The sequence below is a fragment of the Brevibacillus laterosporus genome (assembly GCF_030489605.1).
Classification (GTDB): Bacteria; Bacillota; Bacilli; order Brevibacillales; family Brevibacillaceae; genus Brevibacillus_B; species Brevibacillus_B laterosporus_E.
In genome coordinates, this window is sequence record NZ_JAUKFY010000001.1 from 391859 (window position 1) to 417774 (window position 25916).

Sequence of the window (25916 nt, forward strand, 5' to 3'; positions counted from 1 at the left end):
AAGGACATCTAAGAAAGTAAAATGGAGGGTAACATGGCCAAAAAAACGGGGGAAAAGTATCAAGCCATTATAAATGCAGCCGTCACGGTGATTGCCAAGCACGGTTATCATAACGCGCAGGTATCGCGGATCGCGAAAGAAGCCAAGGTAGCGGACGGCACCATTTATCTCTATTTTAAAAACAAGGATGATGTTCTTATCTCGTTGTTTAACGAGAAGATGGGACAGTTTGTAGAGAATTGCCGCGAATTGACTTCTCAGGCTCAAGATGTTTCTGAGAAGGTGCGTATCCTCATTCGGAGTCATCTCAGCCAATTGGCGCAGGATCATAACTTAGCGATTGTGACACAAATTGAGCTGCGTCAGATTAATCCGGAAGTAAGTCAGGGTATTGGAGAAGTATTAAAATCATACTTTAACCTGATTGATGCAGTCGTTCAGGAAGGAATGGACTGCGGTATCTTCCGTTCAGATATTGATGTACGGATGGCACGCACAATGATTTTTGGTACGTTGGATCAGACGGTAACTTCTTGGATTATGAAAGAATGTAAGTACGATCTCGTCTCTCTTGTGGATCCCATTCACAATCTCTTCCTAAAGGGACTCTGTAAAAACTAGACCCCATTCAACCTAGGAAATCTCCATACAGCGTTTTGAAAAAGGTCTTGATTATTTCACATCAATAAAACTTGTAAAAACACTTTTGTATAGGGATTTCCTCTGATACAATGTTGCCTAGGTTCTATTTTGTACAAAGCTGATCGGGCGCTCATTCACTCGTTCGGTGTAAAAGGGGGACAAAGCATGTCGTATCCAAATCTTACGCTTGTAACAGAAGGAACTATCGCTATACTGACGATTAACCATCCGCCAGCGAATGCGTTAAATCATGCCACACTCACCAGTTTGGCTCAGGCTTTGGAGGATTTGGAGCAGAATGACCAGGTAAAAGCGATTGTTATTACTGGCGAAGGGCGCTTTTTTATCGCAGGTGCTGACATTAAAGAATTTACTGCACTGGCTGAACAGAGTCCACAGCAGGTGGCGGAGCGAGGACAACAATTGTTTCTGCGAATGGAGACATTTTCTAAGCCGATCATTGCTGCAATAAACGGAGCCTGCCTAGGTGGAGGATTGGAGCTTGCCATGGCATGCCACATCCGTTATGTAGCAAAGGAAGCAAAATTAGGCTTGCCTGAGCTTAATTTGGGACTAATCCCTGGATACGGTGGTACGCAACGTTTGCCGCGTCTGATAGGACGAGGAAAAGCTACACAACTTATACTGACTTCCGATATGATTGATGGAGAAGAAGCTCTTGCAATTGGTTTGGCAGAAGCTGTTTATCCAGTGGAACAGTTATTGGAAGAAAGTAAAAAGCTAGCTCATAAAATTTCAGAAAAGGGTGCGATTTCTGTCAAATACGCGCTGGATGCCATTCACAGCGGTGTTGAGCTGGGATTATCTGCTGGAATGAAACGTGAAGCTGAATTGTTTGGGCAGGTATTTACTACTGAAGATATGAAAGAAGGCGTAACTGCTTTTCTTGAAAAACGTAAACCGCAATTTTCCAATCGATAGGAGGTTTCAACCATGAAAATCTTAGTTGCGATGAAGCAGACCTTTGACACCGAAGAAAAGATCATTATTCAGGACGGACTCATTAGTGATGATGGTGTGGAAACGATTATTAATCCTTATGATGAATATGCCATTGAAGAGGCAATCAAGCTGCGGGATGAACTTGGCGGCGAGGTTATTGTAATGACAGTAGGCAAAGATGGTGCGGAAAAAGAGTTGCGCACCGCTCTAGCCATGGGAGCCGATCGAGCAGTGCTAGTAGATGATGAATCGTTATTTGGTGATGAATATACAACAGCAAAGGTACTAGCGGCCGTTGCCAAAAAAGAAGGATTCGATCTTATTCTAGGTGGACAAATGGCTGTGGATTCGGGCGCAGGTCAAGGTGGTCCTCGTTTAGCTGAAGAGCTATCTATCAACCATGTTTCAACAGCGGTGAAAATTGACATTGAGGGTACGACAGTCCGTGTAGAGCGCGATGTGGAAGGAGACATGGAGGTAGTCGAAACCTCCCTACCGGTCCTAATCACAGCACAGCAAGGGCTAAATGAACCTCGTTACCCATCATTACCGGGCATTATGAAAGCGAAAAAGAAACCATTGGATCGTCTGTCCGCAGATGATTTGGGGCTTACAGCAGAAGAGGTAGCAAGTAAAACCGAGATCGTGTATCAATATGTACCGGAAAAGAAAGAAGCAGGTCGTATCTTGTCAGGTGATATTCCAAGCCAAGTGGCTGAATTAGTGCAACTGCTGCGTAACGAAGCAAAAGTGATCTAAGGGAGGACTTCCAAATGAAAAAAGTACTCGTACTAACTGAAGCACGTGATCATCAATTGCGTAACGTTTCCTTGGAGGCATTGGCTGCCGCTCAGATCATAGCAGAGGGTGGCGAAGTAGTAGCTGCTGCATTTGGCAGCGATGCAGATACATATGCCGGTGCGCTGGGTGAATACGGAGCGACTAGCCTTTATGCAGTAAAAAATGCAACATTAGACCAATATGCTCCGGATGCTTATGCACAGGCTTTGGTAAAGGTCATTCAAGAGGTGAATCCAGACGCTATCATAGCAGGGCATACAGCGATTGGACGTGATATCGCACCACGGGTTGCTGCTCGGTTAGGATTAGGTCTGATTTCAGATGTGACTAATGTGGAAGCAGGTCCAGTTTTTACACGTCCTATTTATGCAGGGAAAGCCTTTCAAAAGCGTATCTTCTCTGATGACAAAATATTCGTAACGCTCCGTCCGAACAATATTGCGCTGGGCGAAGCAAAGCCAGGACAATCTGCTACAGTGGTCACGGTAGACGTAGAACTAAAGGATCTACGCAGTGTTATTAAAGAAGTCGTTCGCAAAACATCTGGCAAAGTAGATTTATCTGAAGCAAAAGTGATTATCTCTGGTGGTCGTGGCGTGAAGAGCAAGGAAGGCTTCCAGCCGCTAGAAGAATTAGCTGAGGTTCTAGGAGCAGCAGTTGGTGCTTCCCGTGGAGCTTGCGATGCAGATTATTGCGACTATGCACTGCAAATCGGTCAAACAGGTAAAGTGGTAACACCTGATTTATATATCGCTTGCGGAATTTCCGGGGCTATTCAGCACTTGGCCGGAATGTCAAACTCGAAAGTGATTGTGGCTATCAATAAAGACCCAGAAGCCCCTATTTTCCAAGTAGCTGATTATGGGATCGTGGGTGACTTGTTTGAAGTAGTGCCGTTGCTAACCGAGGAATTTAAAAAGGTAGTAGTAGGATAAAATATAACAAATTTGATTGCTTAGACTACGGTTGCTTAAGATGGGACCGTAGTTTTTTGCTTTTGTTGGAAAATGATTTTAGAGTAAGAAAAGATGAAAAAATCATATTTTAATGAAGAAAGCAGAGAAACAATATGCAGCGAAATAATCGCAAACCAAGTGAGTCAGGAGGGGAAGAAATTGCAGCAACTGATACAAATGTCAAAACGTATTGTATATCTTACCCCCTATCAGGAGACGGATCGTCCCATATTAGCAGCAATAGTGGGAGATAAAAAAACACTTTTGATTGATGCCGGCAATTCTTCCAGCCATGCGAAGTTATTTCTAGAACAGTTGGGTGAATTACACATCAAAGGTGATTGGTTAGTCCTCACACACTGGCATTGGGATCATGTATTTGGTTTAAAAGAAATGGATATGCCGATCATTTCACATAGTCAAACGCTACAACATATTAAGGAGCTAATGAATGTAACTTGGACAGATTGTGCTTTGGATAAACGTGTTGAACTCGGAATCGAAATACCGTTTTGTGCAGAGGCAATCAAAAAGGAACTGGGAATGAATCGGGATATCACACTGTGTTTACCTGAGCTTACATTTGATAGTCGAATGACGATTGATTTAGGCGGGGTAAGCTGTGTGATTGAACATGTGGGTGGGGATCATTCATCTGATTCCAGTCTAATCTATATCCCTGAAGAAAAAATCTTATTTGTAGGCGATTGCTTGTATCCAAATATCTATGCGAGCAAGTGGAATTACACGATTGAGAAATCACGAAGATTAGTAGAACAGCTTGAAAGATATGATGCAAATATTATTTTTCTATCTCATCAAGAGGCCCCTTTAATGAAAGCCGAGTTTGAAGAAGAGCTTCTGCTGCTAAAAAATACAGCTTTTCTCGCCGAAAAGTTCCAGGGTGATCAGGAAAAAATCAGGAAAGAGATGGAGGCACACCTCCAAAGAGAGTTAACTGAGGATGAGGAAGAAACAATTTGCTTTTTTGTTCATGGATTTGAGCAATTGTAACGAATGGATTCAACCATTTTGTAGCAGGATAAGATAGAAATAGGAATTATTTTTTCAAAGTATAATGAAAGTATTTTGAGTCATGGTCAATTTTGGCTGTAGATGATATACTTTCAGAAGGATTTAAGTTATTTTTTAAGAGTAAAGGAGGATTTTATCCTATGGCTATTACAAATGCAACGGATCAATCTTTTGCACAAGATATTGAACAAGGTACAGTATTGGTAGACTTTTGGGCTCCATGGTGTGGACCTTGCAAAATGATCGCTCCTGTGCTTGAGGATATGGATAAAGAAGTAGGCGAAAAGCTTAAAATCGTGAAAGTGAATGTTGACGACAATCCAGAATCTGCTGGTAAATTTGGCGTTATGTCCATCCCGACTTTGATTCTTTTCAAAGACGGTCAACCTGTGGACAAAATGGTTGGATTTAAACCAAAAGATGCTTTGATGGAAACAATCAACAAACATCTGTAAGATTGTTGAAAAGAACAAGTGCGTCTGAGTCGTACAGCATGCGTTCAAAAAGCCCGGCTCCTGAAAAGGGGTGCGGGTTTTTTTGTTTCCCATCCCAATCTTTATAAGTAGGAAAAAGAGAACAAGTGTGCTAGGATAAAGGATAGACGAAAAAAATTTGGATTCGGAAGAAATGGATTGAGTACATACTACTAGGAAGGAGAACGCGACGTGAGTCAAATCAAAGATAAGCTTGCGATATTGCCGGATAAGCCAGGCTGTTATTTAATGAAAAATGCGAATGGCGACATTATCTATGTGGGAAAAGCTAAAGTATTAAAAAATCGCGTTCGTTCCTATTTTACTGGCAGTCATGATGGCAAAACTCAGTTACTGGTAAATGAAATTGCTGATTTTGAATATATTGTCGTCTCAAGCCCGATTGAGGCGCTTATTTTAGAATGTAATCTGATCAAAAAATATGATCCTAGGTATAACATCTTATTAAAAGATGATAAGACATATCCTTATATTAAAATCACCAATGAGGCGCACCCCCGTTTGGAGATCACGCGTCGCCTTTTAAAGGATAAGGCGAAGTATTTTGGACCGTATCCCAATGCGACCGCTGCCCAAGAAGTGAAGAAGCTGCTGGATCGTTTATACCCGCTGCGCAAATGTAAAAATATGCCAAAACAGGTATGCTTGTATTATCACATGCATCAATGCATGGCACCCTGTGTGTTCGAGGTGGATAATGCGGAGAATCTCCGCATTGTTGATGAGATTGCTAGATTCCTAGATGGAGGCCATAAGGCGACGAAGGAAATCCTGACACAGAAAATGATGATGGCTGCCGAAAATTTGGAGTTTGAGCGAGCAAAAGAATTTCGTGACCAAATTCATAATATTGAAGCAGTCATGGAGAAGCAAAAGATTACATTGACTGATACAGTTGACCGCGATATTTTTGGTTATCATACCGATAAAGGCTGGATGTGCGTACAAGTCTTCTATATGCGGGGAGGTAAACTAATCGAGCGTGATACAAGCTCGTTTCCCTTTTACGGAGAGGCTATAGAGGATTTCATGTCGTTTGTAGCACAGTATTATTTTGACAAACAGCAAGCCCTGCCAAAAGAGATTTTACTTCCTGAAGAAAGTGAGCCTGAGCTGATCTCGGAATGGCTAGGAGTAAAAGTGCTGACTCCAAAACGAGGGAAAAAGCATGAATTAATTGATATGGCAAACGAGAATGCTCGCATTGCCCTAGCTGAGAAATTTGCCCTGTTAGCAAAGGATGATGCCCGTACTGTGCAGGCTGTCCATAATTTAGGCAACCTTATGGGAATAGGAACCCCTCATCGTATTGAGGCCTTTGACAACTCCAACATACAGGGAACAGAACCTGTCTCGGCCATGGTTGTCTTTACCGATGGGAAACCAGACAAGAAGGAGTACCGAAAATATAAAATAAAAACAGTAGAAGGCCCTGATGACTACGGTTCCATGCGAGAGGTTATTTTACGTAGATATTCTCGCTTGTTAAAAGAAAATCAACCATTGCCAAATCTAATTGTGATTGATGGAGGCAAGGGTCAAATCAGTGCGGCGATGGATGTGTTAGAAAATGAATTAGGGCTGTTCATCCCCGTCTGTGGACTCGCTAAAGACGAGAAGCATAAAACAGCGATGTTACTCTATGGTGACCCACCTATGCCTGTAGAGCTCAAGCGGGATAGCCATGAGTTTTATTTGCTGCAACGCGTCCAGGATGAGGTGCACCGCTTTGCTATCACGTTTCATCGTCAGGCGCGTTCGAAAACAATGCTTTCTTCCCGATTAGATGAGATACCAGGTATAGGAGAGAAGCGGCGGAAGAAGCTGTTCCAGCATTTTGGCTCATTGAAAAAGATGCGGGAAGCAACAGTGGAAGATTTCCGCCAGCTTGGCATTGGTGATAAATTAGCAAGAGATATTATTTCGCATTTAAGAGGATTGAAGGATGAGAAGTAAGCTTATTTCTTCATAATCTTGTGCAATTGCTTTTTTACAAGTAGCTCTATGAATCTCCAGGGTAATATTTTTTTACTAAAGAGTAAGCTTTTGATGCTTTTTCCAACTGGATAACGAAAGGACGGATTCGGAGCCTTTACAATACGTAATACAGTGTGGACTACTTCTTCTGGATCTCCAGAGTGCATGGCGTTGTGCCTAGCTTGCTGTTGCAAATACGTTAAAAGGGTATGATAGGGAGACTCGGGTGAGAAAGCTGCTGCTTCTAGGCTTTTTTCCCATATATGGGTTCGGTATGGTCCGGGTTCTATTAGAACAACCTTGATGCCAAATGGGAGCATTTCTAAGCGTAGAGATTCACTGAACCCTTCTAGTGCATGTTTGGAGGCGGTGTAGGGACCGAGCATAGGGAAACCAAATTGTCCGCAAATGCTGCTCATATTGATAATGAGACCGCTCCTTTGCTCACGCATGGATTTTAAAACCGCTTGAGTAGTGGCTACCGCTCCAAAAAAATTGGTTTCAAACTGATTGCGCCAGTCTTCTAGGGGGATTTCTTCAGTAAAACCTCCAGTCGCATAGCCAGCATTGTTAATTAAGATGTCTATCTTGCCGAATAGCTGTAGCGTTTGGTCGATGGCCTGCGCAATACTATCTTGTTTCGCAACATCTAAGGGGATAACGTGTAAATGATCCTCAATGCCACGGGCTGAAGCCTCTTGAAGAAGAGGCTTTTTTTTTGTTACGTCACGCATTGTGGCGATTACTTGATAGCCAGCTTCTGCAAGAGCTATACTAATTTGTTTTCCAAAGCCGCTTGAGCAACCAGTGATAAGAACCACAGACGAGGCAGATTTCGACTTTAAATGTACGGAGGAAGGAGTTTTATTGTCCGTGTTAGCCTCGGTTTGGTTCTGCAAGGTTGTATTATCTTTCATTAGAAAGCCTCCTTTCATGTCCTTTTAAAAAGATACGAAAACTATGCTCATTGTATCACGCGAATATCTTCCTACATCCCTTAACAAAAAGAATTGTAACTGGCAAAGTAACGTGATATAATTCTGAATAATCTCATAAGCAACAACCTCACTTCCCTATACAGGAGTGAGGTAGAGGCGCAAAAACCAAGAGTACCCTCCGGAGATATGGGAATCTATGATGGAGCTGGGAAAGGGGAATTTGCCGAAGTGTGCACGCGACACCCAAGCGGTGCATGCTGGGCTTACGTTGAATAAGCGTAAGACTGTCATTTGCATGTCCTACCCGTCATGCAAATGGAGAGCTATCTCACCGGGCTGCTAGAGCTATTATTACTTGCTTTGGCATTTCCGTGAATCAGGGGAAGGAGGGACCGTGTATGTCCAGTTAGGGCAACGACTAGGAATTTCCTTTGTCGTTGCCTTTTTTGTACTTCAATTAGTCAAAAGCTTTCATTATAAATAAACTAAAGGAAGGCATATGATCCAGACTAGCAGAATATACCAGAGGAGAGATTCGGAATGGAAATTGTGGTGCAAAAATACGGGGGAACATCCGTAGGCTCTGCGGAGCGGATTCAAGAGGTGGCACAGAGAGTTATCCGTTATAAGGATGCCGGGTATGCCATGGTGGTTGTGGTATCTGCTATGGGAAAAACAACAGATGTGCTGGTCGATTTAGCAAAGGAATTACATGAGAACCCATCTGCTCGTGAAATGGATATGCTGCTTGCAACAGGCGAACAGGTTTCTATTGCGTTGCTTAGTATGGCTCTACAGAGCAGAGGGTACGAGGCTGTGTCCATGACAGGCTGGCAAGCGGGCATTTTAACTGAAGAGAAGCATGGAAAGGCACGCATTAGTACGATTAACAGTCAACGGATTGAGCAAGAATTACAGCAGGGGAAAATTGTCATCGTAGCAGGTTTTCAAGGAGCTAGCGAAAACGGAGAAATTACAACATTGGGACGGGGCGGGTCTGATACTACAGCTGTAACAATAGCGGCTAGTCTACAGGCTACATGCTGTGAAATCTACACAGATGTATCAGGGGTATTTACAGCCGATCCGCGCATTGTTGCCCGTGCACAAAAGTTAAGCTCCGTTTCATATGATGAGATGCTAGAATTAGCAACTCTAGGAGCTGGCGTATTGCATCCGCGTTCTGTGGAAAGTGCAAAAAAACATCGAGTTCGTCTTGTGGTTCGTTCCAGTTTTACAGAAGAAGAGGGAACATTGGTTGAGGAGGAGACAAACATGGAGTTAGGCAAAGTAATTAGCGGAATAGCTCATGATAAAGATGTGGCTTCTATAACGGTTATCGGAATGCCTGTAAAAGTAGGCATGTTATCCTTGTTATTTAAAGCATTGGCGGACGCTTCTATTAATGTAGATATCATTATTCAAAGCACCTATCATGACAAAGCAAATAATGTTTCCTTTACGATCTCCGCTGATGATTTACATAGAACGCTGGAGACCTTGGCGGTTCATCAGGAGGAGTTAGGCTTTGAGCATGTGGAATATGAATCTGGTCTTGCAAAAGTTTCAATTGTAGGAGCCGGAATGATAACCAATCCGGGGGTTGCAGCCGATATGTTTAGTCATTTATCCAGCCAGGATATTCTCATTCGGATGGTATCTACCTCTGATATTAAGGTATCTTGTGTTATCCCGGCAGAAAAAGTGGCGCAAGCTGTAGCTACACTGCATACGGCGTTTGGATTGGATGTTTCTGCGGATGCTGTCGTGCACGCTTAATTTGCTTTAGATAAAACAGAATGTAGATTTGCTTCAAATGGACAGGGATAGGATTGGATTAATCAAGGAGCCTGGTGGGGAGACTTCCACCGGGCTTTATGTGTTTTTACTGAATTTTATTGACAAATAGTACAAACTTTCAAATAATGGAGGGAAAAACTTTTTGAAAGGGAATTGCCAAATGATCCGAAAACTAACAGAATCAGATTATGAAGCATTTATGGAATTGGTATCAAAAGAGAGAAGCTTGAACTTATTTCTTATTGGTGATGTAGAAAATTTTGGCTTCTCTACCCCTTTTCAAGAATTATGGGGGGAATGGTCAGCGAGTGACCAGACCAAACTCTCTGCTGTACTTTTGCGGTATTATCACTCGTATGTATTTTATGCTTCGGATAAGTTTGATATCGAAGGATTCAGTGAAATTTTACTTGCTGACAAGAAGCTGGAGGTTTTATCAGGGAAACAAGATTGTTTACAAGCCTTTGCAAGTCATCTGCCGAAGCATGAGGTCAAAACTACCTATTTTGCAGAATTAGAAGATGACTCTCGATTGCCTCAGGATGAAATCAAAGGATTTGAGATAAAAAAAGCCACAGTCCATGATGTAAAAAGAATCGTCAGCCTGCGCGATCAGATTAAAGAGTTTGGCAGATCTGCTGATGCAGAAGAAGCGTTGAAACACACACTGGAAAGCGGTACAGGGAGAACCTACTATGTAGAGGTGAACACAGAAACGGTAGCCTGTGCTTCGACAACAGCCGAGTGTTCGATGGCTGCCATGATTGTTGGTGTTTGTACTCATCCCATTTATCGCAAGCGGGGGTATGCTAGTGCTTGCATGGCAGCGCTGTGCAGGGATGCTTTAGCGGAAGGGCGAAGCTTGTGCTTGTTTTATGATAATCCAGAGGCTGGAGCTATTTATAAACGTTTGGGCTTTCAGGACATTGGAATCTGGTCAATGTATCAAATAAAAAGAGAAGAATCCTTTTCGTTGAAATAGATTGACAATTCTTACTCGAAAGAAGTATGATAAACAAAATTATATAGAAATCTCTTATCAAGAGTGGTGGAGGGACTGGCCCGAAGAAACCCGGCAACCCCGCAAGAAGCGGAGAGGTGCTAAATCCAGCAGGCACACATGAAGTAGTCTGGCAGATAAGAGCGGGTCTAGTCGATACGATCAAACCCCTCTTCTCCGGAAGAGGGGTTTTTTAGCATATAAATACCTGCACTTTAGGGCATCAAGTGGAAATGGGAGGAATTGCATTGAGAAAAGCAACGATTCACAATCTGGAGTTGGAATGTGGCGAGGTGCTCCGTCAAGTGGAAATCGGTTATACAACAAGCGGTACGTACAACTCTGAGCAATCAAATGCAATTTTGGTTTGCCACGCGTTAACTGGAGACAGTCAAGTGGTAGGTGATGGTGAAAAGCCAGGCTGGTGGGATGGGCTGATTGGGCCAGGAAAAGCAATTGATACCAATTATTATTACGTGATTTGCACAAACGTATTAGGTGGCTGCTACGGAACAACAGGTCCTGCAAGTATGAATCCAGAGACAAAAGAGCCATATGCCACTCATTTTCCTGTTGTGACGATCCGAGACATGGTGCGCGCCCAATACAAGCTCATCGAACAACTGGGAATTTCTCATCTTTATGCGGTTATTGGCGGTTCGATGGGTGGTATGCAGGTGTATGAGTGGGCGGTTGAATATCCCCAGATGATGGATGTAGTGATCCCGGTGGCTACCTGCGCTCAGCTATCAGCTATGGCCATTGCTTATAATGATGTGGCAAGGCAAGCGATCTGTAATGATCCGGATTGGAATAATGGACATTATTATCCACAGTTAGGTCCTATTCGCGGGTTGGCAACAGCACGTATGGTTGGCATGATTACATACCGGACAGCCGAATTATTTGAAGAACGATTTGGCAGGGCTCATCAAGGCACCGTGCATGCCGACTTAGTGGATACCACATTTGAAGTGGAAAGCTATTTACGTTATCAAGGCGATAAGCTCGTGCAGCGCTTTGATGCAAATAGCTATCTCTATCTCCTAAAAGCAATGGATACCCACGATATTGGCAGGGGAAGGAATGGGATTGAAAACGCATTGTCACGCATCAAAGCCAAGGTAGTCTGTATAGCTATTTCCAACGATTTATTGTATCCAATTCCTCATCAGCTTTGGCTATCCTCTACATTAAAACAACAGGGGAAGAATGTTGACTTTTTTGCAATTGACTCCGTATTTGGGCACGATGGTTTTTTAGTTGAAATGGATAAAATGGCTCAGCTAGTGGGGCCTTATTTTCCTGTAAGGGTAGTAGAGCAACAAACATCCCAATTGATTGGATAACCAGCTTATCAGACGATAAAGCGGAAGCAGACAGGCAGGAAACCATGACAATGACACCTAGTAATTATGTAAACGTATATAAGAACTCTGCACGTAAAAACAGGTTGTTACCCTGAGATAACAACCTGAATGTGTGCAGTTGGTTCTTTTTTTTTGTCCTTTCCCAGAAGAGTGAGCGTGGCATTTGACTCACGCTCTAACCACTTGCCAATAGATCCGGCAATAAAGCCTGTCTCAAACTGTAGGGTGCGTTCTAGTCGATTTGTACTCTGCATGGTAAGATGAGGATGTGTCAGGAGATATTCAATTTGTGTAGCTGTACACAAGGTTAATTCCAGCTTTCCTAAGCCGAGCTGGATGAAGGCTAATATCAGATCTTCTGCCGCATGTATATGATAGGTTTCACCTATCTCTTTCCCCATCCAATAAAGAATAGGAGCTTCACAATCTCCCAGTAATTCCTGAGTGACTACATTTCGAAAAAAGAGATGACCGGCAAAAGGCATGTTCATTTGCTGCATACGCTGACGATCATAAGCTGAAAACTCGGGTAAAAGCTGTTGTAGGATATCAGTAGCTTGTCTCACGTTAGCTCGTCCTCCTTTTGTGCATGATTTCTATTCTATGAAAGAAAAAAACAATTATGCTAAGACCAGGAAAATGACAGGAGTAAATGGGGATGAGAGAGAGTATAGCTGATAGATGCGTGGTCATAATAAGAATAAATAACAAGAAAAGCTAGAAATGATATAGATTACAATTAATCTAAGAATGTATTAAGTCTATTCAATTGCTTGACGCTACTAAGAGGTAGGAGTACAATTGGTTTTGGTCACATAATTTCCAATCTTTATTCTTTATTTAGACACAACTCGTTTGCGCCCGCGGTTTTTTTATGCTTTGGATTGACAGACTTTTGAAACCATTTCGCAAACTGGAAACATTTTGTGTTTCTATATTGAGGGACTGGTTTTTCGTGAATAGAGGATGTTCTTCCAAAGTGGAAGCGGAGCGGAACATGTGTCTTGCTTGAGCCTATACGGTGAAAGCATAGGTATTGTAAGATAACATTTTCCACACATCAATGAAGGGGGGACCCAAGGCATGGCAAGTAAGAAAAACTTCGCTTTGCACAAGCTTCACACTCTGCTCGGGTTGTTTCCGATCGGGTTGTTTTTACTGTTCCATTTAACGGCGAACTTTCAAGCAACCAAAGGGCCGGAAGCATTTAACGAAGCGGTTGGCCTAATTGAAAAGGCACCGTTCTTATTGTTTTTGGAATTTGCATTCATTTATCTCCCGCTGTTGTTCCACGCCATTTACGGTCTATATCTTGCATTTCAAGCAAAACCGAACAATGGCAACTACTCGTTTTTCCGCAATCAAATGTATCTCTGGCAGCGCGTTACAGGTGTTTTCACGCTGATTTTCGTAGCGTGGCATGTATGGCAAACACGTATTGCCAAAGCACTTGGTACTGTCGAAATTAACTATGACCTGATGCATGATATTTTCACTAATCCCGTAATGATAGCGTTTTACGCTGTAGGTGTTCTATCCGCTGTGTTCCACCTTTGCAATGGCGTATGGTCGTTCTTAGTGCATTGGGGCATTACAGTAGGGCCGCGTTCACAACGTATGGCAACTTATTTCACCATGATCCTGTTCGTAGCATTATCCTACGTAGGCTTGCGTGCCGTATTCGCATTCGTGTAAGAGAAGGGGGAATAAAACATGGCGAAGGGTAAATTAATTATTGTCGGCGGTGGCCTAGCTGGACTAATGGCGACAATTAAAGCAGCAGAAAAAGGGGTAGCCGTAGAACTTTTTTCCCTAGTTCCGGTTAAGCGCTCTCACTCAGTCTGTGCGCAGGGCGGTATTAATGGAGCTGTTAATACCAAAGGGGAAGGCGACTCTACTTGGGAACACTTTGATGACACGATTTATGGCGGTGACTTCCTGGCGAACCAACCACCAGTAAAAGCAATGTGTGATGCTGCACCTGGTATCATTTATATGCTAGACCGTATGGGAGTTATGTTCAACCGTACTCCGGAAGGATTGCTAGACTTCCGCCGCTTTGGGGGAACGAAGCATCACCGTACTGCATTTGCTGGAGCAACGACAGGACAGCAATTACTGTATGCACTAGATGAGCAAGTGCGCCGTTATGAGACGGAAGGACTTGTGAAAAAATATGAGTACTGGGATTTCCTCGGTGCTGTTCTTGATGATGCTGGTGTCTGTCGTGGGATAACTGCACAGAGCATGCGTTCAGGTGAAATTAAAGCCTTCCATGCGGATGCAGTTATCATGGCGACTGGTGGCCCCGGTATTATCTTTGGTAAATCTACTAACTCTATTATTAACACAGGTACAGCGGCATCTGCGTTGTATCAGCAGGGTGTTATTTATGCAAACGGAGAATTTATCCAAATTCATCCAACTGCTATCCCAGGCGATGACAAACTGCGCCTCATGTCTGAATCAGCGCGTGGAGAAGGCGGCCGCATTTGGACGTATAAAGATGGGAAACCATGGTACTTCTTAGAGGAAAAATATCCTGCATACGGAAACCTCGTGCCACGCGACATTGCGACTCGCGAAATTTTCCATGTCTGTGTAGATATGAAGTTGGGTATCAACGGCGAAAACATGGTGTATTTGGATCTGTCTCATAAAGATCCAAAGGAATTGGATGTAAAACTAGGCGGTATCATTGAAATTTATGAAAAATTTGTTGGGGAAGATCCACGAAAAGTACCAATGCGCATATTCCCGGCAGTTCACTATTCCATGGGCGGTATGTGGGTAGATTACAACCAAATGACAAATATCCCGGGTCTATTTGCTGCAGGTGAGTGCGATTATTCTCAACATGGCGGTAATCGTCTGGGTGCGAACTCGCTGTTGTCAGCTATTTACGGCGGTATGGTTGCTGGTCCAAATGCAATCAATTACATCAACTCGTTGGATAAGCTCTCAGATGATCTTCCAAGTAGCTTATTTGACAGCTATTCCAAGCAAGAACAAGAGAAATACGACAACATCTTAAAAATGGACGGTACGGAAAATGCGTACGTAATCCATAAAGAATTGGGCGAGTGGATGACTGATAACGTAACAGTGGTTCGCTACAATGATCGATTGCAAAAAACAGATGATAAGATTTTGGAGCTCATGGAGCGCTACAAAAACATCAACATTCAAGATACGCAGCAATGGAGCAACTCCGGAGCACAGTTTACACGTCATTTGTGGAACATGCTTGTTCTAGCTCGTGCTATTACAATCAGTGCCCTAAAACGTGATGAAAGTCGCGGCGCACACTACAAGCCTGAATTCCCTGAGCGTGATGATGAACGCTTCATGAAAACGACAATGGCGAAGTATAATTCAGAAACAACAGCGCCAGAAATCTATTATGAGGATGTAGACGTTTCCTTAATCAAACCACGTAAGCGTGACTATACCAGTGATAAAAAAGGAGGGAAATGATCATGGCTGATCGTTTAATCCATCTGATCGTTACCCGACAAGACACACCTGATTCCACGCCTTATAAAGAAGAGTTTAAAATTCCGTATCGTCCAAATATGAACGTAATTTCAGCGTTAATGGAAATTCAACGCAACCCGGTTAACTCTCAAGGACAAAAGACTAAACCTGTCATTTGGGAATCTAACTGTTTAGAAGAGGTGTGCGGTGCTTGCTCGATGGTCATTAACGGAAAACCACGCCAAGCCTGTTCCGCTCTTATTGATAAGTTAGAACAACCAGTGCGTATCGAGCCGATGAAAACGTTCTCTGTACAACGCGACTTAACTGTAGATCGCAGCCGTATGTTCGATGCTTTAAAACGGGTGAAAGCATGGATTCCGATCGATGGTACCCATGATTTAGGACCAGGACCACGAATGGCAGAAGTAGATCGTCAATGGGCATACGAACTATCTAAATGTATGACCTGCGGTGTGTGTTTAGAAGCATGTCCGAACGTAAATGATAAATCACCGTTTATTGGTGCATTTGCCATTTCTCAGGTGCGTCTGTTTAATGAGCATCCGACAGGAAAAATGAACAAGCATGAGCGTTTAGAGTCCTTGATGGAGGAGGGTGGAATTAGCTACTGCGGTAACTCGCAAAACTGCGTACAGTCTTGCCCGAAAGGCATCCCGCTTACTACTTCCATTGCTCATATGAACAAAGAAACAACGAAGCATGCTATTAAATCCTTCTTCTTCTCGTAAGAAGATACCTACTTTCCTTTTTATACGACATGAATTAAGAAAAAGCCTTCTCGATAGTGAGAAGGCTTTTTTGTTTTTGAAAAAATTGGTAGTATGCTTTCCTTCCCTTGTAATGGTACGGGTGTATACCCATAAGCTTCCTTTGGCAAACTGATGAAGATACTACATGAAGAATTTTCACCAGGAGGGGGCTGCGTATATGAAGAAACAAATGATCAAGGTGCTTTGTGCCGGTGCAGTTGTACCGTTGCTATATTATCCGGTCAGTTACGTTGGAGCCGATAGCGTTTTACATAATTACAAGACGATTGATATCACGCAGCAAAACATTTCTCGTGAGCAAATTCAAAAGGATATTCGAGAGGCGACTAGTGCATCTTTTCCCAAAAAAGCAGGCGGTCATTCCCCGGGCAATCTTTTTAACTTGCTTCATAATCAAGCAAACGAATGGAATGCCTTGAAGCATGTGATAAAAGGAGAGTCCGTGGCTAAGGCTGGAAAATCTACTCTGTCGATGATCGAGGCAGATAGAGCTTGGCAGGAGTTGGGGGTAAAAGGGGAAGGGATGCTGATTTCCATTGTGGATACAGGCATTAATCATAAACACCCTGATTTTCCAGCACCTCACGATAAACAAGCAGCACAAAAAAAGTCTGGAACATCGCAAAAGGTTATTACAGGATATAATTGGGCTGATCGCAATCAAATAACTCAAGATGTAGGGGAATCTCAGCATGGTGTGCATGTGGCGGGAATAGTAGCAGGAAATGGTAAAGTAAAAGGAGTTGCACCCGAAGCTCAATTGCTTAGCGAAAAGGTTTTTAGCAATTATCAAGGTAGCATTTCCGGGCTTAGTGAATCCATTTTATTTGCAATGACCGATTCTATTGCTAAAAAAGCAGATGTGATTAATCTTAGTCTGGGGTCTTCCGCTGGATATGTAGATGAGACGAATACCGAACAGTATGCGGTCAAAAATGCTGTCGACAGTGGTGTTATCGTTGTCGCAGCAGCTGGCAATGATTCTTATTTTGGTAGTGATAAAGTAAAACAAGTCAATCCCGATTACGCCATGATCGGGTCACCTGGACTCGCTCCAGATGCTTTTAGCATTGCATCGGTTAATGCCACTACGTTTGCTGGCAATAGTTTTGCACTTGAGGGTGTCGATCAGTTGCCGCGTGTGGTTTATTTGACGGGAGTTCCAATCAGTGGAAGCCCGTTGCAACCTGAGCAGTATTTATCACAGACACATGAGATGGCGTATGTTGGGAAAGGGAAGAAAGAGGATTACAATGTTAGTGTTAAAAATAAAGTCGTTTTAATTGAACGCGGGGATATAACCTTTGATGAAAAGCTGCGTCTAGCTAAGGAAGCGGGTGCGGCTGGAGCTCTTATTTATAACAATCAAGCAGGCCCTTTTTTGATGAGTGGAAATGAAAGTAAAAATATACCAAGTGCATCTATTTTAAAATCAATGGGCGAAGCAATAGCAGAGAAATTGAAAAAGGGAAAAAAGGTAAAAATCACCTTTGATGGCCAGTTTGCGCAAAATGAATTGCCATATCCAGAAGGTGGAACAATGTCCTCCTTTTCCTCATGGGGACCTACGCCGGACTTACAATTTAAACCGGAGATATCTGCACCTGGTGGCGGGATTTTGTCCACTGTTTCGCAAGACGGATATGGGGTGAAAAGTGGTACATCAATGGCAACTCCGCACGTTGCAGGAGCAATGGCCTTACTCAAGCAGTATTATCAAAAACAAGGATATTCCTTAGAAGGACGAGAGCTGGTTGAAACTCTAAAAGCAGTAGCCATGAACACGGCTCAGCCCGTACTTGATCCGCGTACATCTAAGACAAAAAATGAAAAGCTACCGCCCCTTCCTTATTCGCCTCGTGTGCAAGGGGCAGGCATCATGCAGGTGGTAAAAGCCGCAAAAACTCCCGTTGTTATTACAAATAAAGGGGGAAAAGCAGGTGTATCCTTAGGGCAAATCGGTGAGAAACGAACGTTTAGCCTCATCATTTCTAACAAATTCGGCAAAGAGCCACTCACGTACACACTAAGTGATGAATTCGGTGTGTTAACTGATCAGATAGAGAATGGATACTTTAGCATGAAGGAGACGCGGTTGCCTGGGGCCAAGGTTCAATTCCAAACCCCAAGCGTTACAGTAGCTCCCGGCCAAAAACAAGAAGTTCAGGTAACCGTAACAGTGCCAAAGAATGCTCCTAAACAAAGGTTTGTGGAAGGATACTTGCTATTTACCCCCAAACAAGCTCAGGTACCTGCTTTGCGGGTTCCATATTATGGTTTTTATGGAGAATGGAATGAACCAAGAATCATGGACGCTCCTATGTGGAGCGTTGAGAGTCAGGAAAAGCTCACCAGTGTCAAAACAACTTGGTATCACGATAAAGAAAGTGACAAATGGCGTTTCCGGGATGCACTGGGTGTGAATGGTGTAGATGAGAATGGTCATGTATTAATCAACCCAGACCATATTGCGTTTTCACCCAATGGAGATGGTCATTATGATAAGGCAGCACCATCTATTACGTTCTTACGTAATGCGCGAGAGCTCTCTATTAATGTTACAGATTCAACAGGTCAAGTTGTTCGATCTCTCGTCAAAGATGGTAAGGTAAATAAATTTGACCAGTCAAGAAAAGGCGATTCCTTTTTCTTCACGGAGAAAGAAGAGTGGGCTTGGGACGGAATGATTTATTCCTCAGATAAAGGGGCCTATGTACCAGCGCCTGACGGGGCGTATCGATTTGTCATCCGTGCGAAAAATGATGGGAGCAACGCCAAGTGGCAGACGCTTACCCTGCCTGTGCGCGTGGATCGTCAAGCACCGCAAATCACAGCGCAGTTAAATAAAAATAAACTTCAGTGGCAGACAAAAGATAAAGATATTCAAGGCTATCTGCTGTATGTGGATGGAAAAAAAACAGGTGGACCTTATGCCCCGACGATTACACAAGCAGTAGTGAGTCAGCCACACAAAAAAATGACGCTGGTTGCCTATGATTACGCGGGTAACTTTTCCTATACGCATATCAATGGACAAAGTGATTTAACCCCGCCGGGAATTGAGTTTCCTGATCAGATTTTTCACCAAATCATGGTAAGCAATCAAAATCATGTGGCTATTCGCGGCAAGGTGACAGGCGAAGACATGATGGATCGGGTTAAGCTTACGATCAAAGAGCAATCGGTAAAAGTGGAACCGGACGGTCGATTCCAGATTGTCCTAGACCTCCCAGAGGGGATACAATATGTCCCCTATAAAGTGACAGATGCATTTGGAAACACCCGTGAATTTACACAGCGGATTATCGTGGATAAAACGCCGCCTATTTTGCAATTTGTAAACGATGGTAACGAGGATATTGTGTTTGACGCGACCAGTAAAAAGATCGTGGTCCCTCTGCGCTGGATGTATCGTGATATGAATTATAAAGGAAGATTGAAGGTTAATGGTGAAATAATTGCAAGCTGGGAAGAGGATCAGATTGAGAAGCCTGTTCAGAAATACTTTTCCCATCAAATTGGTCTTAAGCATGGTGAAAATAAGGTTTTAGTTGAGGCGATAGACGAAGCGAAGAACCTGACAACACAGTCTGTTATATGCTATGCCGATGCAACGACAGGTTCGGTGGTTGTCATGCAGGATCAAAAACGGATTACGTACAAGGGGCTTCCTGCCAAGCCGCTTTCTGTGGGTTTTGCAAAGCCGAGCTATGATGATACAGCAGGCTCTACTCTTCAGGTGAGAGGACGGGTCATTAAACAATCTAATACAGAGCTGTCCTTTTACTATGGAGATCAGCGCTTGTACGGTGATGTAAGCGATCAGGGAGATTTTCTGCTAGAAATTCCACGGGTAAAAGAGGGCAGAGAAACGATCACCGTAGTGGCGCACGATCTATTAGGGCGAGAGACAAAGGCTCAGGCTATAGTGACAGGAATTAAATTACAATCAAAACGGCTAAAGCCTAATCTGCAAGAATAAGTGAATGTTTTTATACCAATAAAAAAGAGTGGCCATCAAAGAAATGGCCGCTCTTTCTTTCATAATGAAGAGGTGAGGCTTTTGTTTTATCATGGCATTCATGACAAATATGTTATTGAGCATTACCCAATCCTATCGCCGCGACGGACGGCTCCCTATAAGCATGGCAAGGATTTAGCCGACAGAATGCATTTGATTGAGCAGTTTGGTCTTGAACCAATTCATTTATTAGAAGAGAGCAAGGAGTATTCTCAAGACATTTGCTTACAAGAGTGTCGCCGCTTCGGAAATATGGTGTTCTCCTTCCAATCTTTACCCACCCCCGCATGGCAATTAAGTAAGCATGAAATAGGGGTTCCCATTCTTGATTTACGAAAAACAGTAGCTATTTATGCTACACAAGAGCATGAGTCAATCAAAAATTTATTTCCCTCTATCCCTTATTTGATCATGTAATTCATAGTAAAAGCTTGTTATTACTAGGAATTACCGTTTGTCAAGAGCCTTTGAAAATGAGAGCAAAAAAGTTATTGATAATGATTATCATTCGTATTATAATGTGGTTCGAACTTATTTCTATTTCTAACAATTAAGGGGAGTACTTCATGAAAAAGTCTATTTTTACACTATCAACAATATTTTTAGTGGGGGCATCACTTCTGGGATGCACACAGCAATCTCAACCAACACAAGCAGATAAGCAGGTTGCCCAAACAGATGCTGCACCAAAGGCAGAAAAGAAAAAAGATGCTTTAAAAGGTGTAGCTGAAGCATATCGAACATATTCTATTGACCAGATCGATCAATTTGTGGTTTCTACTGAAAAATTCGTAACTGCAGTAAAAACAGGGGATATGGAAACAGCGAAGAAATTATATGCTCCATCCCGCATGTACTACGAGCGCATTGAGCCAATTGCAGAATCCCTAGGAGATTTGGACCCTAAAATTGACGCTCGTGACGGCGATGTGCCAAAAGAAGAATGGGGCGGCTTCCATAAGATCGAGCAAGGCCTGTGGGTAGACAAAACAACAAAAGGATCTGAAAAAGTGGCTGATCAGTTGCTAAATGATGTAAAGCTATTGCGTGCTAAGGTAGAAACAGTAGAAGTTACACCGGAGCTTCTGGTAACAGGTGCGGTGGATTTGTTAAACGAGGTATCATCCTCTAAGGTAACAGGAGAAGAAGAGCGTTATTCTCACACTGACTTGTATGACTTCGCTGCCAACGTAGAAGGAGCCCAAAAAATATATGAGCTATTACAACCAGCTTTGCTAGCAAAGGATCAGAAGTTATCAGATGAAATCAAAAAACGTTTTGATGATGTATTTGGATTATTGGCCCCTTTCAAAAAAGGGAAGGAGTATGCTTCTTATACGGAATTAAAACCAGATCAGGTCAAAAAACTTAGCCAAGCCATTGATGCACTTGCCGAGCCACTGTCTAAAATTGGTGTTGTGCTGGAGGGATAGGCATCTATGAAAGAAGAACGTGAGAAAAAACAACACGAGCAACAACAGAACACAACTCCTGATCAAAATGAAACAAAGCTTTCGCGCCGAGATATGCTTAAAATGGTTGGGGTTGGAGGACTTGGACTTTTAGTCGGAGCTAGTGGAATGGGCGGTGTCATTGCTGCAGCTAACCACTTACAAGGTAAATCAGACAAGACAAAAGATAAATCAGGCCGTATGAAAGCTGATACTGTCCCTTTTTACGGAGAATATCAAGCAGGTATTACTACAGAAACTCAAAACTTTGTCTATGTAGCAGCTTTTGATTTAACGACCACTAAACGTTCTGATGTAATAGCACTTTTTAAAGATTGGACCAAAGCTACAGAAAATATGACACAGGGTCTGCCAGTGGAGGATACGAAAACAAGTCAGTATCTCCCGCCAGTGGATACGGGGGAAGCAGAAGGTCTTTCTGCTTCCCAGCTTACCATTACATTTGGTGTTAGCGCTCAGTTTTTTGTCAAGGACGGTATTGATCGTTTTGGGATTAAAGCGAAACGTCCCCAAGCTTTAATCGAGCTGCCACACTTTGCACAGGATGCTCTTCAGCCCGAATGGACGGGAGGAGATATTGTTGTACAGGTATGTGCAGATGACCAGCAGGTAGCATTTCATGCATTGCGCAATCTGATTAGACGAGCGAGAGGAGTCGCGACGATGCGTTGGAATCAAGCCGGCTTCCAGCGTACCAAGCAGGCTGATCTAAAGGGTGAAACGGTGCGTAACCTGTTTGGTTTTAAGGATGGCACAGGTAATCCTAATGTGAAAGACCCGGCACAGCTTAATCAACATGTTTGGGTACAGCCTAGTGATGGACCAGATTGGATGGTAGGCGGTTCCTATATGGTTTATCGCCGTATTCAGATGCGTCTTGAAGTTTGGGATCGTACTAATTTGAGTGATCAAGAACTGACATTTGGCCGACATCGAGATAGTGGTGCTCCCCTAGGAGGAACAGACGAGTTCGAACCGCTACAGCCTGAGAAATTACCGGATGTTTCCCATGCTCGAATTGCGCATGGAGATGGTTCCGTCAAAATTTTACGCAGATCCTATTCCTATGCAGATGGTATGGATTCGAAAACGGGAACTCTCAACGCCGGTCTCTTGTTTATATGCTACCAGCGAGACCCGATTAAGCAATTTATTCCGATGCAGCACCGTTTGGCGAAGAATGATAAGTTAAACGAGTATATTGTTCATCGCGGAAGCGGGTTGTTTGCTTGCTTCCCGGGGGTAAAAAAAGGAAGCTATATAGGTGAGGGCTTGTTCCGGTAGCAACATAGATCTATAAGGAGTAGGAGTTGTGAGCCCTATGTGGTTTTTAAAGAGTAAACAGCGTATGATAGCCATGTTAATGGTGGTTGCTTTTTTGACGGCTGTAAGTATGCCAGCTTGGGCTACAGAAGCGACAGACCGGCTTTTTGTGACGATGTCTGATGCTTTCTTGAAGACAAAGGAGCAGGATTGGCCTCATGTACAAGCGACGATCACCACTTTTGCGGGGGAATGGACGAAAGAGAGAACCGATATTCCTCAAGCCAAAGAGGTTGACAATGCAATAGGGCACGTGCAGGCACAGTTGCAGAAAGAAACAAAGGATGATAAGGCCATTTATGCTGGTCTGCAACAACTGTCCAAAGCCCTGAGAACGTACGAAGAAACGATTGCTCCTCCCAAACAGGAGAATCAACAGAAGCTAAAGGATGTCCTTGCCCAACTGGAAAAATGGCAAAAGGAGGTTAACCAGCAAAGCCAACCAGAGATGCTTAAGGCCTATCAAGCCTTGGATAGAAATTGGACGAGAGCGGAATTAATTGTCCGTAATAAAAGCATCGTGGCATACGGTGATATTGAGAAACAAATGGCTTTTGTACGCATTGCGTTAAATGCCGAAACGCTAGATTTGAAAAAGGTAGCTGAAAAAATGGACGGACTTCACCAATCTATCCAGGCATTTTTAGATGGAAAAACAAGTGGAGACGCCCCGGCAGAAGGGACTTATTCCGTTCAAAGCTTGTTAGATTTGCTTTCGACCACAATCTCTGCTATAGGGGCCAATGATAATGCTGCTGCCATTGATACCCTTAATCAATTTTTAACGATTTGGCCACTGGTCGAAGGTGAAATTATGACGAGAGCACCTAGCTTATATGCAAAAGTGGAGAATGAAATTCCATTAGCCATTAGTGAACTTAGCTCTAAGGTTCCCAAGACTTCACAGGCTACTGATCGCTTGACTCAGCTACAGACTGATCTTGCTCCCTATGTATCGAGCGGCTCTTATCATATGTGGGATGCAGCGGTGATTTTATTGCGCGAAGGATTTGAGGCTTTAGTGATTGTAGCAGCCTTGCTTTCCTTTTTGAAAAAAACCAACCACGCCCATCAACAAAAATGGATTTGGGCAGGTGTGGTTGTCGGAATGATATGTAGTGGTTTGTTGGCTGTTGGTATCCAGCTGTTCTTTTCTCAAGCGACAGCCGGTGCTAGCCGTGAATACCTAGAAGGTGTATTCGGAATTGCGGCTGTTATCATGATGGTGCTGGTAGGGAATTGGTTACACAATAAGTCCAACATTCAAAATTGGAATGTTTATCTTAAAGGTCAGGTAGAATCGGCAGTTGCTAAAGGCGGGCTATGGGCTATGGCAACCGTTAGCTTTCTAGCAATCTTCCGTGAAGGTGCGGAAACCGTTATTTTCTATATCGGTTTAGCTCCATCCATTACGACGCAGGAATTGTTAGCAGGGATTGCCCTTGCGTTAGCGATCTTGTTGGTTGTCGGATTTGTGCTGATTCGTTACAGTGTAAAACTGCCGATTCGCTTGTTCTTTACGACGGCCACAGTTGTTATTTATGCGCTAGCCTTCAAAATTGTCGGAGTCAGTGTGCATGCATTGCAAATCACGAAATCCTTGCCTGTTCATCCGATAAGCCAACTGCCATTGTGGGAAGGAATTGGATTATTCCCAACCATGGAAACTGTGCTGTCACAGGCTGTTTTATTGATCGTTGTATTTGGAGTGTTTGCTTGGACTCACAAACGAGCGAAAAAAACCGTGATTCCTGCATAAGATCAATATCGCAAAAAAGAGTCCGATCAAATTGATGATCGGGCTTTTTTCTCTCTTTTCATTTTCCATTGACCTCTGCTGAAAAGAAAGGTACGATCAAAAAAAGATCAGGACGATTGTAAGCAAGCATTTGGTTAACCCTAAGGGAGGATCGTCAGCATGAAAATAGCCAAGGTTATTAACAACAATGTGATCAGTGTATACAACGATCAAAATAAAGAACTGGTGATAATGGGCAGAGGAATTGCTTTTCAGAAGCGACCAGGCGATAAGGTTGAAGAAGACAAGATCGAAAAAATCTTCAAATTAGAAAATAAGGATATCTCCGAGAAGTTTAAAACACTGCTTTATGAAATTCCGATGGAGTATATGGAGATCTCTGAGAATATCATTAACTATGCCAAAATGAGCTTGGGAAAAAAGCTAAATGAAAGCATTTACGTTTCCCTAACAGATCATATTTATTTTGCCATTCAGCGTAACAAGGACGGATTAGATATTAAAAATGCCTTGCTTTGGGAGATCAAAAGGTTGTATCAAGATGAATTTTCTGTTGGTCAAAAGGCAATCAAACAGATCAATCAGAAATTAGGAATTACATTACCAGAAGATGAGGCTGGTTTTATCGCTTTACACATTGTAAATGCGGAATTAAACGAGGAAATGCCAACGATTGTTACTATTACGAAGGTAATGCAAGAGATTTTAAACATCGTTAAATATCATTTCAATATTGAAGTGGACGAGGAATCCTTGCATTATTACCGGTTTATTACCCATTTAAAATTTTTCGCTCAACGCTTGTGCAAGGAAACCCATATGGAGAGCGGAGACGATTTCTTATACGAGATGGTTAAAAGCAAGTATAAGGAAGCTTATGAGTGTACCAAGAAAATCAAACGATACATTCAAAAGGAATATAAGCATGAGCTAACAAATGAAGAAGTGCTTTATCTAACGATCCACATTCATAGAGTGGTAAATAAAAAGTGAAAATGAAAGCGTTGACATTATCAAAAGGACATGATATTTTATAAGTAACTTAATAAGACAAGTTCTTATTGATTAGGATTGTTACTGGTTAAGCAGGCAAA

Annotated in this window: 21 protein-coding genes and 2 riboswitches; of the genes, 19 read left to right on the forward strand and 2 right to left on the reverse strand. The window is 42.9% G+C overall.

Going from position 1 to position 25916, the window contains the following annotated elements:
• The first annotated feature begins 33 nt into the window (after positions 1-33).
• The 7 genes from QZ995_RS01500 to uvrC all read left to right on the forward strand — a co-directional run bounded on the left by QZ995_RS01500 (position 34) and on the right by uvrC (position 6847).
• Positions 34-621: a TetR/AcrR family transcriptional regulator gene (locus QZ995_RS01500; RefSeq protein ID WP_022584134.1), complete on the forward strand. Its 588-nt coding sequence runs from the start codon at positions 34-36 to the stop codon at positions 619-621.
• 186 nt (positions 622-807) lie between these two features.
• The gene (locus tag QZ995_RS01505; protein WP_301802081.1) at positions 808-1584 is read left to right on the forward strand and encodes an enoyl-CoA hydratase; all 777 of its coding nucleotides are present in this window, start codon (positions 808-810) and stop codon (positions 1582-1584) included.
• 12 nt (positions 1585-1596) lie between these two features.
• Positions 1597-2364 (forward strand): electron transfer flavoprotein subunit beta/FixA family protein, encoded by a 768-nt coding sequence (locus tag QZ995_RS01510; RefSeq protein WP_301802082.1) that lies wholly within the window; start codon positions 1597-1599, stop codon positions 2362-2364.
• A 14-nt stretch (positions 2365-2378) separates the two neighbouring features.
• Entirely contained in the window at positions 2379-3341 is a 963-nt protein-coding gene (locus tag QZ995_RS01515) for an electron transfer flavoprotein subunit alpha/FixB family protein (RefSeq protein WP_301802083.1), read from the forward strand.
• A gap of 180 nt (positions 3342-3521) precedes the next feature.
• The gene (locus tag QZ995_RS01520; RefSeq protein WP_301802084.1) at positions 3522-4376 is read left to right on the forward strand and encodes an MBL fold metallo-hydrolase; all 855 of its coding nucleotides are present in this window, start codon (positions 3522-3524) and stop codon (positions 4374-4376) included.
• Positions 4377-4537: 161 nt separating this feature from the next.
• A complete protein-coding gene (trxA, locus tag QZ995_RS01525; RefSeq protein ID WP_003334951.1) occupies positions 4538-4852 on the forward strand; it encodes a thioredoxin in 315 nt (104 codons plus the stop codon).
• Positions 4853-5119: 267 nt separating this feature from the next.
• Entirely contained in the window at positions 5120-6847 is a 1728-nt protein-coding gene (gene uvrC, locus QZ995_RS01530; protein ID WP_437124705.1) for an excinuclease ABC subunit UvrC, read from the forward strand.
• Positions 6848-6849: 2 nt separating this feature from the next.
• Here the strand turns inward: uvrC and QZ995_RS01535 are convergent, their stop codons facing one another.
• Positions 6850-7785 (reverse strand): SDR family oxidoreductase, encoded by a 936-nt coding sequence (locus QZ995_RS01535; protein WP_301802091.1) that lies wholly within the window; start codon positions 7783-7785, stop codon positions 6850-6852.
• A gap of 164 nt (positions 7786-7949) precedes the next feature.
• Positions 7950-8140: riboswitch (Lysine riboswitch) on the forward strand.
• A gap of 206 nt (positions 8141-8346) precedes the next feature.
• On the opposite strand from QZ995_RS01535, the gene QZ995_RS01540 reads away from it, so the two are divergent.
• The 3 genes from QZ995_RS01540 to metX all read left to right on the forward strand — a co-directional run bounded on the left by QZ995_RS01540 (position 8347) and on the right by metX (position 11955).
• Positions 8347-9585 carry an aspartate kinase gene (locus tag QZ995_RS01540; protein WP_301802093.1) on the forward strand — a complete coding sequence of 413 codons (1239 nt, stop codon included), beginning with the start codon at positions 8347-8349 and terminating at the stop codon, positions 9583-9585.
• A gap of 181 nt (positions 9586-9766) precedes the next feature.
• Entirely contained in the window at positions 9767-10588 is an 822-nt protein-coding gene (locus tag QZ995_RS01545; RefSeq protein ID WP_301802095.1) for a GNAT family N-acetyltransferase, read from the forward strand.
• 51 nt (positions 10589-10639) lie between these two features.
• Positions 10640-10750: riboswitch (SAM riboswitch) on the forward strand.
• A 104-nt stretch (positions 10751-10854) separates the two neighbouring features.
• A complete protein-coding gene (gene metX / locus QZ995_RS01550) occupies positions 10855-11955 on the forward strand; it encodes a homoserine O-acetyltransferase MetX (RefSeq protein ID WP_301802096.1) in 1101 nt (366 codons plus the stop codon).
• 107 nt (positions 11956-12062) lie between these two features.
• Here the strand turns inward: metX and QZ995_RS01555 are convergent, their stop codons facing one another.
• Positions 12063-12542 carry a DUF2507 domain-containing protein gene (locus QZ995_RS01555; RefSeq protein ID WP_301802098.1) on the reverse strand — a complete coding sequence of 160 codons (480 nt, stop codon included), beginning with the start codon at positions 12540-12542 and terminating at the stop codon, positions 12063-12065.
• 517 nt (positions 12543-13059) lie between these two features.
• Here QZ995_RS01555 and QZ995_RS01560 point away from each other — a divergent pair.
• The 9 genes from QZ995_RS01560 (at position 13060) to licT (ending at position 25815) form a co-directional block, all read left to right on the forward strand.
• Entirely contained in the window at positions 13060-13671 is a 612-nt protein-coding gene (locus tag QZ995_RS01560) for a succinate dehydrogenase cytochrome b558 subunit (RefSeq protein ID WP_301802099.1), read from the forward strand.
• 18 nt (positions 13672-13689) lie between these two features.
• Positions 13690-15453 carry a succinate dehydrogenase flavoprotein subunit gene (gene sdhA, locus QZ995_RS01565; protein WP_301802101.1) on the forward strand — a complete coding sequence of 588 codons (1764 nt, stop codon included), beginning with the start codon at positions 13690-13692 and terminating at the stop codon, positions 15451-15453.
• A 2-nt stretch (positions 15454-15455) separates the two neighbouring features.
• Positions 15456-16205 (forward strand): succinate dehydrogenase iron-sulfur subunit, encoded by a 750-nt coding sequence (sdhB, locus tag QZ995_RS01570; protein ID WP_301802103.1) that lies wholly within the window; start codon positions 15456-15458, stop codon positions 16203-16205.
• Positions 16206-16404: 199 nt separating this feature from the next.
• The gene (locus QZ995_RS01575; protein WP_301802105.1) at positions 16405-20229 is read left to right on the forward strand and encodes a S8 family serine peptidase; all 3825 of its coding nucleotides are present in this window, start codon (positions 16405-16407) and stop codon (positions 20227-20229) included.
• A gap of 81 nt (positions 20230-20310) precedes the next feature.
• Positions 20311-20685 carry a hypothetical protein gene (locus QZ995_RS01580; protein WP_301802108.1) on the forward strand — a complete coding sequence of 125 codons (375 nt, stop codon included), beginning with the start codon at positions 20311-20313 and terminating at the stop codon, positions 20683-20685.
• A gap of 149 nt (positions 20686-20834) precedes the next feature.
• Positions 20835-21701, forward strand: a complete 867-nt coding sequence (gene efeO, locus QZ995_RS01585; RefSeq protein WP_301802111.1) for an iron uptake system protein EfeO — start codon at positions 20835-20837, stop codon at positions 21699-21701.
• Between the two features lie 6 nt (positions 21702-21707).
• Positions 21708-23024 carry an iron uptake transporter deferrochelatase/peroxidase subunit gene (gene efeB / locus QZ995_RS01590; RefSeq protein ID WP_301802114.1) on the forward strand — a complete coding sequence of 439 codons (1317 nt, stop codon included), beginning with the start codon at positions 21708-21710 and terminating at the stop codon, positions 23022-23024.
• Positions 23025-23061: 37 nt separating this feature from the next.
• A complete protein-coding gene (locus QZ995_RS01595) occupies positions 23062-24822 on the forward strand; it encodes an FTR1 family iron permease (RefSeq protein WP_301802117.1) in 1761 nt (586 codons plus the stop codon).
• Positions 24823-24981: 159 nt separating this feature from the next.
• Positions 24982-25815 (forward strand): BglG family transcription antiterminator LicT, encoded by an 834-nt coding sequence (gene licT / locus QZ995_RS01600; RefSeq protein ID WP_301802120.1) that lies wholly within the window; start codon positions 24982-24984, stop codon positions 25813-25815.
• The last annotated feature ends 101 nt before the right edge of the window (positions 25816-25916 follow it).

Coding starts and splice junctions, on each gene's coding strand:
- QZ995_RS01500 (WP_022584134.1), top strand. CDS start 34: ATGGCCAAAAAAACGGGGGAAAAGTATCAAGCCATTATAAATGCAGCC.
- QZ995_RS01505 (WP_301802081.1), top strand. CDS start 808: ATGTCGTATCCAAATCTTACGCTTGTAACAGAAGGAACTATCGCTATA.
- QZ995_RS01510 (WP_301802082.1), top strand. CDS start 1,597: ATGAAAATCTTAGTTGCGATGAAGCAGACCTTTGACACCGAAGAAAAG.
- QZ995_RS01515 (WP_301802083.1), top strand. CDS start 2,379: ATGAAAAAAGTACTCGTACTAACTGAAGCACGTGATCATCAATTGCGT.
- trxA (WP_003334951.1), top strand. CDS start 4,538: ATGGCTATTACAAATGCAACGGATCAATCTTTTGCACAAGATATTGAA.
- uvrC (WP_437124705.1), top strand. CDS start 5,120: ATGAAAAATGCGAATGGCGACATTATCTATGTGGGAAAAGCTAAAGTA.
- QZ995_RS01535 (WP_301802091.1), bottom strand. CDS start 7,785: ATGAAAGATAATACAACCTTGCAGAACCAAACCGAGGCTAACACGGAC.
- QZ995_RS01540 (WP_301802093.1), top strand. CDS start 8,347: ATGGAAATTGTGGTGCAAAAATACGGGGGAACATCCGTAGGCTCTGCG.
- QZ995_RS01545 (WP_301802095.1), top strand. CDS start 9,767: ATGATCCGAAAACTAACAGAATCAGATTATGAAGCATTTATGGAATTG.
- QZ995_RS01560 (WP_301802099.1), top strand. CDS start 13,060: ATGGCAAGTAAGAAAAACTTCGCTTTGCACAAGCTTCACACTCTGCTC.
- sdhA (WP_301802101.1), top strand. CDS start 13,690: ATGGCGAAGGGTAAATTAATTATTGTCGGCGGTGGCCTAGCTGGACTA.
- sdhB (WP_301802103.1), top strand. CDS start 15,456: ATGGCTGATCGTTTAATCCATCTGATCGTTACCCGACAAGACACACCT.
- QZ995_RS01575 (WP_301802105.1), top strand. CDS start 16,405: ATGAAGAAACAAATGATCAAGGTGCTTTGTGCCGGTGCAGTTGTACCG.
- efeO (WP_301802111.1), top strand. CDS start 20,835: ATGAAAAAGTCTATTTTTACACTATCAACAATATTTTTAGTGGGGGCA.
- efeB (WP_301802114.1), top strand. CDS start 21,708: ATGAAAGAAGAACGTGAGAAAAAACAACACGAGCAACAACAGAACACA.
- QZ995_RS01595 (WP_301802117.1), top strand. CDS start 23,062: ATGTGGTTTTTAAAGAGTAAACAGCGTATGATAGCCATGTTAATGGTG.
- licT (WP_301802120.1), top strand. CDS start 24,982: ATGAAAATAGCCAAGGTTATTAACAACAATGTGATCAGTGTATACAAC.